The sequence below is a fragment of the Streptomyces sp. NPDC049577 genome (assembly GCF_040675635.1).
GTDB lineage: Bacteria > Actinomycetota > Actinomycetes > Streptomycetales > Streptomycetaceae > Streptomyces.
Genome location: NZ_JBFAPH010000237.1, coordinates 1 through 9,733 on the forward strand (window position 1 = coordinate 1; position 9,733 = coordinate 9,733).

General features: G+C 70.3%; 7 protein-coding genes and 2 pseudogenes. All 9 read right to left on the reverse strand.

Translation table 11 applies throughout. The annotated features are described in order from the left end of the window. Window positions 1-98: 98 nt before the first annotated feature. Window positions 99-377 (reverse strand): annotated as a pseudogene (locus AB0K09_RS23485) (TRIC cation channel family protein); the annotation flags it as partial. A gap of 127 nt (window positions 378-504) precedes the next feature. After that, on the reverse strand, window positions 505-1,962 hold the full coding sequence (locus tag AB0K09_RS23490) for a M1 family metallopeptidase (RefSeq protein WP_366067349.1): 1,458 nt from the start codon (window positions 1,960-1,962) through the stop codon (window positions 505-507). Window positions 1,963-2,072: 110 nt separating this feature from the next. Then, window positions 2,073-3,092: a dipeptide ABC transporter ATP-binding protein gene (locus tag AB0K09_RS23495; RefSeq protein WP_366067350.1), complete on the reverse strand. Its 1,020-nt coding sequence runs from the start codon at window positions 3,090-3,092 to the stop codon at window positions 2,073-2,075. A 41-nt stretch (window positions 3,093-3,133) separates the two neighbouring features. Further along, complete coding sequence (locus AB0K09_RS23500; protein WP_366067351.1) at window positions 3,134-4,222, reverse strand: ABC transporter ATP-binding protein; 1,089 nt, start codon at window positions 4,220-4,222, stop codon at window positions 3,134-3,136. Further along, window positions 4,219-5,217 (reverse strand): ABC transporter permease, encoded by a 999-nt coding sequence (locus AB0K09_RS23505; RefSeq protein WP_366067352.1) that lies wholly within the window; start codon window positions 5,215-5,217, stop codon window positions 4,219-4,221. The genes AB0K09_RS23500 and AB0K09_RS23505 overlap by 4 nt, the downstream gene beginning before the upstream one ends. A 113-nt stretch (window positions 5,218-5,330) precedes the next feature. Beyond that, window positions 5,331-7,109, reverse strand: a complete 1,779-nt coding sequence (locus AB0K09_RS23510) for an ABC transporter substrate-binding protein (protein ID WP_366067353.1) — start codon at window positions 7,107-7,109, stop codon at window positions 5,331-5,333. A 119-nt stretch (window positions 7,110-7,228) separates the two neighbouring features. Next, complete coding sequence (locus AB0K09_RS23515) at window positions 7,229-8,227, reverse strand: ABC transporter permease (RefSeq protein WP_366067354.1); 999 nt, start codon at window positions 8,225-8,227, stop codon at window positions 7,229-7,231. 327 nt (window positions 8,228-8,554) lie between these two features. After that, window positions 8,555-9,343 (reverse strand): enhanced serine sensitivity protein SseB C-terminal domain-containing protein, encoded by a 789-nt coding sequence (locus AB0K09_RS23520; RefSeq protein ID WP_366067355.1) that lies wholly within the window; start codon window positions 9,341-9,343, stop codon window positions 8,555-8,557. A gap of 89 nt (window positions 9,344-9,432) precedes the next feature. Then, window positions 9,433-9,630 (reverse strand): annotated as a pseudogene (locus AB0K09_RS23525) (enhanced serine sensitivity protein SseB C-terminal domain-containing protein); the annotation flags it as partial. Between the last annotated feature and the right edge of the window lie 103 nt (window positions 9,631-9,733).

Sequence of the window (9,733 nt, forward strand, 5' to 3'; positions counted from 1 at the left end):
CGCCGAGCTGGACGCGCTGACGCCGGGCGGCTGGGAGGTCGTCCACTCGATCGTCCTGCCGGGCGACGCGGTCATCTCCCATTGCCGACCGCCTTGGTGATCCGCTCCACCTCCGGGTGGAGGAAGAAGACGATCAGTGTGGCGACCAGCGGGGTCACGAAGTACCCCAGGTCGGTGAAGGCGGCCGGCGGTACGGCTCCGATGATCAGATCCCGGAACAGCCCGCCGCCCAGCGCGGTGACCTCCGCGAGCACGGCCATGCCGAAGACGTCGAAGTTCTTCCGGACGGCGAGGAGCGCCCCGGAGATGGCGAAGACGAAGATCCCGGCGAGGTCGAGCGAGTGCTGGACGGTGGGGCTGAACAGATCGGTGAGCACGACATATTTTGCCTCACGGCGCGGTGTGCGCCGCCGAGGCCGTCCGGCTGCTGAGACAGACTCCCCCTACCACCGGCTCGCGGGTACCGAACCGGCCGCGACCACGTTCCCGGGCCGCCGGCGGGGCCTACGGCAGATCCGGCTTGTTCCGGCTGCTCAGCCAGGTGGCGAAGAGGCTGCCGAGGTCCTGCCCCGAGACCTGCTCGGCCAGGGCGACGAAGTCCGCCGTGCTCGCGTTGCCGTACCGGTGCCGTGCCGTCCACAGGGGCAGGAGCCGGAAGAAGGCCCGGTCCCCGATCCGCTCGCGCAGGGCCTGGAGCGTCATCGCGCCGCGGCTGTAAACGGCCCGGGAGAACATCGTGTCGCGCTGCGGGTCCGCGACGTCGATCTTCCAGAAGGGGTCGTCCGCCTTGCGGGCCGCGTATGCCGCGCGGAACGCGTCGTGCGCGGACCCGGTGCCCTTGTGCTCGGCCCAGAGCCATTCCGCGTACGAGGCGAAGCCCTCGTTGAGCCAGATGTCCTTCCAGCGTGCGACGGAGACGGAGTCGCCGAACCACTGGTGGGCCAGCTCGTGGGCGATGGTCCACTCGGAGCGGACGCCGGAGTAGAGGGGCTTGGACTGGGTCTCCAGGGAGAATTCGGCCTCCGGCGTGTCGTCGACGATCGCGCCGGTCTCCTCGAAGGGGTAGGGGCCGAAGACCTGCGACCAGTAGTCGGTGACGGCGGCCGTGACGCCGTAGAAGTCGACCCCGCCGGGCGGCAGGGAGGGGTCCTTGGCGACGTAGACGGGGATGCCCCCGGGGGTCCGGCCGGTTCTGACGTCGAACTTCCCGATGGTGGCGGTGGCGAGGTAGGTGGCCATGGGCCGCGACTCCCGCCAGTGGGTGATCGTGGATCCGCCCCGGTCCCGGGTGGAGACCAGCCGGCCGTTGGAGATGGCGGTCAGGCCCTTGGGTGCTCTGACGCGGATGTCGAAGGTGGCCTTGTCGGCGGGGTGGTCGCTGGAGGGGAACCAGGTGGAGGCGGCGTTCGGCTCGCAGCCGACGAAGACGCCGTCCTTGGTTCTGAGCCAGCCGTAATTGGAGCCGAAGACGATGGGCCCGCCGAGCGGCCGGGGTGTGCCGCCGTAGGTGACGGTGGCGGTGAAGAGGCGGCCCTTGGCCAGGGGGCGGGCCGGCCGGATCCGCAGTTCGTCGCCGTCGCGGACGAAGGCGGCGGGCCGGCCGTTCACCTCGACGGAGGCGACGTCGAGCTGCTGGAGGTCGAGGTCGAAGGCGGACAGCCGCTGGGTTGCCCGCGCGGTGACGGTCGTACGGCCGTCGAGGCGTCCGGTGTCGGGCGCGTAGCCGATGTCGAGGTCGTAGTGCTGGACGTCGTAGCCGCCGTTGCCGAGGCCCGGGAAGTAGGAGTCGCCGATCCCGGGCGCGCCGGGAGTGGGCGCTCCCGAGGCGGTGGCGGGCGCCGCGGAGATCACGCAGGCGGCGGCCACCGCCGTGGCGACGGCCGCGAGGCGTGCTGACCGCCGGCGGAACGGGCGGTGCGGCGGTAACGGACGGTGCTGCCGGGTCGAGCGGGAGAATGCCATGAGCCGTCCCTTCGAACGCGCGAGCGCCGATACAGCGTCGGCGCCGACTCTGCACCCTCCCGGCTCGTCATGCTCATGCCTTTACCAACTCGTAAAATTGCACTGCTCGTTCACGCCGTCGCTCCCGCCCCGGCCGGCTTCGGCGCGTTCTCGGGGTGGTGACAGGCGACCTGGTGGCCGGGCAGCAGGGCGAGCAGCGGCGGTTCCTCCCGCTTGCACACCTCGGTCGCCTTCCAGCAGCGAGTGTGGAAGCGGCAGCCCGGCGGCGGGGCGATCGGCGAGGGCACGTCGCCCTTGAGCAGGATGCGCTCCCGCCCGGCCCGCCGCCTCGGGTCCGGCACCGGCACGGCGGACAGCAGCGCCTTGGTGTACGGGTGCATGGGGCTCGCGTACAGCGACGTGCGGTCGGTCAGCTCCACGAGCTTGCCGAGGTACATCACCGCGATGCGGTCCGAGACATGCCGGATGACGGACAGGTCGTGCGCGATGATCACATACGTCAGACCCAGCTCGTCCTGGAGGTCGTCGAGCAGATTGACGACCTGTGCCTGGATGGAGACGTCCAGCGCGGAGACCGGCTCGTCCGCGACGACCAGCTTGGGCTTGAGCGCCAGGGCGCGGGCGATGCCGATGCGCTGGCGCTGGCCGCCGGAGAACTCGTGCGGATAGCGGTTGTAGTGCTCGGGGTTGAGGCCGACCAGGCCCAGCAGCCGCTGGACCTCCTTCTTGACCCCGCCCTCGGGCGTGATGCCCTGGAGCCGGAACGGCGCGCCGACGATCGTGCCGACCGTGTGCCGGGGGTTCAGCGAGGAGTACGGGTCCTGGAAGATCATCTGGACGTCGCGGCGCAGCGGGCGCATCCCGGCCACGCCGAGGTGGGTGATGTCCTCGCCGCCGAACTCGATCCGTCCGGCGGTGGGTTCGAGGAGCCGGGTGATCAGCCGTCCCATGGTCGACTTGCCGCAGCCGGACTCGCCGACCACGCCCAGGGTCTCCCCCGCGCGCACGTCGAAGGTCAGGCCGTCGACGGCCTGTACCGCACCCACCTGGCGGCGCAGCAGGCCCTTGGTGATCGGGAAGTGCTTGATCAGGCCCTCGACCTTGAGGAGGGGCACGGCTTCGTCGGTCACGGCGTCCTCGTCCTTCACAGCGTCCTGCACGGCGCGGGCCCTCACAGCTTCGGCGCAATCTCTTCGGTCCAGATCCGCGTCCGCTCCGCTTCCGGCAGGTGGCACGCGGAGTAGTGCCGCCCGGATCCGGGTACCGGCCGCAGCTCGGGCCGTTCCCTGCGGGTGATCTGGCCCTTGGGCAGGTCCGCGTAGGGGCAGCGGGGGTGGAATGCGCAGCCGGCCGGGATGTTGATCAGGCTGGGCGGCGAGCCCTTGACCGGGATGAGGCGCTCGGTCTGCTCCCGGTCGATGCGCGGCATCGAGCCCAGCAGGCCCCAGGTGTAGGGGTGCCGGGGCTCGTAGAAGACCTGCTCGGCCGGGCCGCGCTCGACGCAGCGGCCGCCGTACATCACCAGGATGTCGTCGGCCAGTTCGGCGACGACGCCCAGGTCGTGGGTGATGACGATGACGGCCGAGCCGAACTCCTTCTGCAGGTCGCGGATGAGGTCGAGGATCTGCGCCTGCACGGTGACGTCCAGGGCGGTCGTCGGCTCGTCCGCGATGAGCAGCGCGGGGTTGTTGACCAGCGCCATGGCGATCATCGCGCGCTGCCGCATGCCGCCGGAGAACTGGTGCGGGTAGTCGTCCACCCTGCGGTCCGGCTGCGGGATGCCGACGCGGTCCAGCAGCTCGATCGCGCGCTTGCGGGCGGTCTTCCTGTCCACGTCCTCGTGGTGGACCCGGTAGGCCTCGACGATCTGCGAGCCGACGGTGAAGTAGGGGTGCATGGCCGACAGCGGGTCCTGGAAGATCATCGCCATGTCGCGGCCGCGCAGCCGGCGCACCTCGTCGGGGTCGGCGCTCATCAGCTCGGTGCCGTCGAGCCAGATCTCACCACTGATCCGGGCCTTGCGCCGGCCGTACTGGCCGACGGTGTGCAGGCCCATGATGCCGAGCGAGGTGACCGACTTGCCGGAGCCCGACTCGCCGACGATGCCGAGCGTCCTTCCCTTCTCCAGCTGGAAGGAGAGCCCGTCGACGGATTTCACCAGGCCGTCGTCGGTCGGGAAGTGGATGCGCAGGTCGCGGACGTCGAGGTACGCGGTCGGGTCGCCGGTGGCGTCGCCGTGCGGGGCGGGGGTGGTGGTCATGAGAGCCTCACGCGGGGGTCGATCACGGCATACATAAGGTCCACCACGAGGTTGGCGAGGACGACGGCGGCCGAGGTGATGAGCGTGACACCGAGGATCAGCGGCAGGTCGCGGTCGCTGATCGCCCTGACGGCGGCCTGGCCGAGGCCGGGCAGGTTGAAGGTGGTCTCGGTGAGGATGGCCCCGCCGATGAGGGCGCCGAGATCCATGCCGAGGATGGTCAGGACGGGCGTCATCGTGGAGCGCATGGCGTGTTTGCCGATGACCACCGGTTCGCGCAGGCCCTTGGCGCGGGCGGTGCGGATGTAGTCCTCGCCGAGGACCTCCAGCATGGTGGCGCGGGTGAGCCGGGCGTACATGGCGGCGTAGAGGAAGGCGAGGGTGACCCAGGGCAGGACCAGGTTGCTGAACCAGCCGGCGGGGTCGTCGGCGAAGTTCGTGTAGTCGGCGCCGAACCAGCCCAGCCAGTAGTGGAAGACGGCGAGCGAGATCAGGCCGGTGAAGTAGATCGGCAGCGAGACGCCGCTGAGGGCGATGGTCATGGCCGAGCGGTCCCAGAGGGTGCCGCGCTTGAGCGCCGAGACGACACCGGTGGTGACGCCGCCGATCAGCCACAGCACGCACGCGCCCGCGGCCAGCGAGAGCGTCACCGGCAGCCGGTCGAGCAGCACGGGCCAGACGGCCTGCTCGGTCTTGAAGGAGTAGCCGAAGCAGGGCGCCGGGCAGTGGTCGGTGGTGCCGCCGCCGGTGTAGTCGCGGCCGGTGACGATGCCGGTCACGAAGTGCCAGTACTGCATCAGGATGGGCTCGTCCAGGCCGAGCTTCTGCCGGATGCCCTCGATGGTCGCCGCGTCCGCCTGCTTGCCGACGTACATCGCGGCGGGGTCGGCCCCGCTGAGCCTGGGGATGGCGAAGAAGATGACGAAGGTCACCAGGGTGACCACGAGCAGCATCAGGATGACGGCGAACAGCCGTCTGACGATGTAAGCGAACACTGCGGTCGGCCCGTCGGCGGCCGGGGACCCGCCAGGGGTCCCCGGCCGCCGCGCGCGGCCCTCACCTGCCCTTCGGGCCTAGCGGCGGTGCGCCGGTGGAGCGGACGGACGACTCACTTGACGACGCCCAGCGCGGCGAAGTCGTAGCGGCCGTTGAAGGCGACGGAGGTGAACACGTTCGTCAGCCGGGAGCTGCGCCAGGTGATGTTCTTCTCGTAGACGAACGGCAGGTACCAGGCGCCCTCGGTGATCTTCTTGTTGGCTTCCTGGTAGATCTTCCCGGCCTTGTCCGGGTCGGTCTCCGCGATGGCGTCGTCGAAGAGCTTGTTGACCTGCGGGTCGTTGAGCTCGGGGTAGTTCTGGTTGCCGCTCTCCTGGATGAACCGGCCGTCGGCGATGGGCTGGAGGAAGCCCTGGCCGCTGGGGAAGTCCGCGCCCCAGCCCATGATGATGATGCCGTAGTTCTTGTTCTTCACGTTCGCCGGAGCACCGATGATGCTCGTCGTCTGGGCGCCGTCGTACTGGTCGATCTGCGCGTTGATGCCGACCTTCTTCAGCGCGGCCTGCATCGACTCGGCGGTGGCGACCTCCGGCGGCTTGTTGTTGCGCACGGCGATGGTGGTGGTGAAGCCGTCCGGCTTGCCGCAGGCCTTCAGCTCCTCCTTGGCCTTGGCCTCGTCGGGCTTGCCCTGCTTCAGCTGGAACGGGTCGTAGGTCTGGTCGTAGCCCTTGACCCCCGGCGGCAGCATGCTGGTGGCGATGTCACCGCCCGCCTCGGGGCCGCCGCGCGCGGTCTGCAGCGAGGTGTGGTCGGCGGCGTAGATGACGGCCTTGCGGCAGTGCTCGTTGTCGAACGGCGCGACGGTCTTCGGGAAGGCGGCGTAGCGGATGAAGCCGGTCTGCGGGTTGTCGACGTTGTCCTTGTGGGACTGGAGCGCCTTCTGGCGGCCGGCCGAGCCCATGCCGGTGGCGTTGAGGTCGAGGTCGTACTCGCCGGCGAGGAGCTTGTTGTCCATGTCGTCGGCGTTGGTGGTCAGCTTGACCGTGATCTTGTCGGGGAGGGCCTTGCGCACCGGGTCGGACTTCTGGTCCCACTTGTCGTTGCGGGTCAGCTCCAGGCCCTTGTTGGGGGTGTAGGAGACCCATTTGTAGGGGCCGTTGGAGAACGGGTGCTGGCCGTACTTCTCGGCGGTGTCCTTGTCCGGGCGGACCGGGCCGGCCGCCGGCAGGGCGAGCATCTGGAGGAAGTCGCCGTTGGGCTTGGGCAGATGGAAGACGATCGTCTTGTCGTCGGGCGTCTCGATGGCCTTCAGCCCGAGCTTGTCCGGGGTGTCGTCCTTGTAGGGGCCCTTGTAGCTCTTCTCCGGGTCCAGGACCTGCATCAGCCAGGGCGGACCACCGGAGATCTTGTCGGTGGCCCAGGTGCGCTCGATGCCGTACTTGATCTGCTTGCTGGTGACGGGCTGCCCGTCCTCCCAGGTCAGCCCGGGGCGCAGGGTGAAGGTGTAGGTCTTCTTGTCGTCCGAGATCTTGCCGGTGTCGGTGGCCATGTCCGGCACGACCTCGGCGCTCGCCTCGCCGGGGGCCGACTTGGGGGTGACGAGCGTGCGCTGGTAGTAGCGGGCGAAGTCCCAGACGAAGCCGTAGTAGCCGCGCTGCGGGTCCCAGGAGTCGGCGTCCTGGGTGCCGATGAACTTCAGCTCCCCGCCCTTCTTGTCGGACGCGCTGGCCACCTTGTCGATGCCGGCGTTGAAGCCGGCCGCCTTGCCGCCGCCCTTGCCGCCGTCCTTGCTGTCGCCGCCACCGCCGCAGGCTGTGACGGACACCAGGGCCGCGACCGCGAGGGCCGCCCCCGCGGCCAGCCGGTGCCTGGGATTTCTCTGGGTTGTCACGATGTCGCGACCTCCGTGATCGTCGCCGCCCCGGTGGGTACGGCGGTGCGGGAAAACGGCCTCCTGACGGATCGACAGGGGCTGGGGAAAGAAGGGAGAAGAAGGTGCGGGGCGCGCCGCTAGCGCGAGCCCTTGGGGTCGAGCGCGTCCCGTACGCCGTCACCGAAGAGGTTGAACGCGAGCACGGTGACGAAGATGGCGAGACCGGGAATGATCATGAAGACGGGGTCGGACTCGTAGGTGGTGACGGCCTTGGAGAGCATCTGCCCCCAGGAGGCCGTCGGCGGCTTGACGCCCGCGCCGAGGAAGCTCAGCGCCGCCTCCGTGAGGACATTGGTGGGGATCATCAGCGTGGCGTACACGGTGATCGGCGCCACCAGGTTGGGCAGCAGCTCGCGGAAGAGGATGTAGGCCCGGCCGGCGCCCAGGCTGCGGGCCGCCTCGACGTACTCGCGCTCCCTGAGCGAGAGCGTCTGGCCGCGCACGATGCGCCCGACGTAGGGCCAGCCGAAGAAGCCGATCACCGCGATCAGCACGGCCATGCGGACGCCCGAACCGCTCAGTCCGAAGAGGGAGTTGGGCACCACGGCGATGAGCGCGAGGATGAACAGCAGCTGCGGGAAGGCCAGCAGCAGGTCCATGACCCGGCTGACGACGGCGTCGATCCAGCCGCCGAAGTAGCCCGCGACGATGCCGACGACCGTGCCGATCACCACGGCCACCACGGCCGAGAGGAACGCCACGAGCAGCGACACCCGCGCCCCGTAGATCACCCGGCTGAAGACGTCGCGGCCGTTGACCGGCTCGACTCCGAACAGGAAGTGCGAGTTGATGCCGCCCCACGAGCCCTTCGGGGTGCTGAAGAGCGGGTCGATCAGCTCCTCGTGGTACTCGTTCGGCGGATGGCCGAGCAGTCCCACGATGAGCGGGGCGAAGATCGCGACCAGGATCAGCAGGAGCACCACCACGCCGCCCGCGAGCGCCACCTTGTCGCGCTTGAGCCGCACCCAGGCGATGCGCCAGGGGGAACGGCCCTCGATGGCCTTCGCCGGGACGCCGGCGGCGACATCGATGGCGGCGGTCTCGGCCGCGCCCGTGTCGTGCAGTGGTGCCGTCATCGTCTGGTGGACCCCTCTCGGCCGGGGCGAACCGGCCCGACGCCCGCCGCAAAAGCGGCTGGTTCACATCACTGGTGCGGATGGTGCGGTAGTGCGGAGACGTACACGCGGAGCAGCGAAAAGAACACGCGGAGCAGGTCGTACACAGGACCGAAATGCCTTGGGCGGGAGTCTTCAATGTGGCGGCGATCACCCGCCAGACCTGGCCGTCAAAGGATGCGCAACCGTGATGTGCGGAGTGAGGTTCCGTTATACGGACAGCAGGAATCCGTCAGCGGTGCGGGATCGCCGCCGTGACGAGGTGAGTTGGGGGCCGCCGAGGGGGCGTCAGTACGCCCCGGACTGCCCGCCCTGCTGCGGCGGGTAGCCGTAGCCGCCGGTGGGGGCCGGGGAGCCGCCGTAGCCGTCGCGGTCGAAGAAGGGGCGGGCGTTGGCGCGCATCCACATCGCGACCGGGTCGTGCTCGTCGGCCATCGACACCGTGGAGACCGGCAGCCCCTCCGGCACCACGCCGACGGACTGGCGCATCATCTGGCGCACGGCCTCGACGGCCGTCTGCGAGGTGTCGTAGAGGTCGAGGCCGATCGCCAGGTACGGGCTGCCGAGCGCCGGCTGCACCCAGGCACGGCGCAGCGCCCGGACGGCGGGCGTGCGGTGGGCGTTCTGCCCGAGAAGGGCGTAGAACTGCGGAATGTCCAGGGCGGGTTCGCTGAGTTGCAGCGGGCCGGCGGGCAGCCGGTCCAGGCCGCCGGTGATGCGGCGCAGGTCGAGCCAGGGCACGCCGACGCCGCCGCCGGGCGCGTGCGGATTGAGCCACAGGCCCCAGCGGTCGGGGTAGAGGGCCGCGGCGACGTCACGGCCGGAGACGACCTCGTGGGCGCGGTTCCAGCCGCTGGCGGCGAGCTCCTGGGCGGAGGTGACACAGGGCGCGTAGCCCAGCCCGTCGACCTCCATGTTCCCGTACTGGGCGTCGGGCGCGCCGGCCTGGCCGTGCCACAGCAGCATCCACACCCGGCCCTCGGCCAGGGCGCGCAGCAGCGCCTCGTACGTGTCGTAACGGCCGGGCGCCACCTGGCGCAGCACCTGCTCCACGCCGCCCTCCGCGCCCGCGCTCACCTGGGTCCGCCTCTTCTCTCGACCGTTCCGACCGCCCCGTACGGTCGTCCAACCAGCTTACGAGCCCGCGGCGGCGGGCAGGGGAGCAGTCACGGCTCCCGGTCGTAGAACGGGCGCACCCGGTCGCGGATCCAGTCGCCCACCGGGTCCTGCGCGACGTCCAGGAACACGAGCTGCACGGGCCAGGGCACGGGTGCCCCGGCGAGCGCGCGGCCGAGCGCGGTGTGCACGGCGGCCCGGGTGTCCGGGTCGGGCAGGTCGAGCTCGACGCCCACGAAGAGCGCCGGAGCCGCGCCCTAGCGCCTTGCGGGGGTCGGAGACGGCGAGGGTCCAGCCGCGCGCGTTGTCCGCCCGCACGACGTGGACGGTCTCGTCGACGTGGCCGACGAG

Coding starts and splice junctions, on each gene's coding strand:
- AB0K09_RS23500 (WP_366067351.1), bottom strand. CDS start 4,222: ATGACCACCACCCCCGCCCCGCACGGCGACGCCACCGGCGACCCGACC.
- AB0K09_RS23490 (WP_366067349.1), bottom strand. CDS start 1,962: ATGGCATTCTCCCGCTCGACCCGGCAGCACCGTCCGTTACCGCCGCAC.
- AB0K09_RS23515 (WP_366067354.1), bottom strand. CDS start 8,227: ATGACGGCACCACTGCACGACACGGGCGCGGCCGAGACCGCCGCCATC.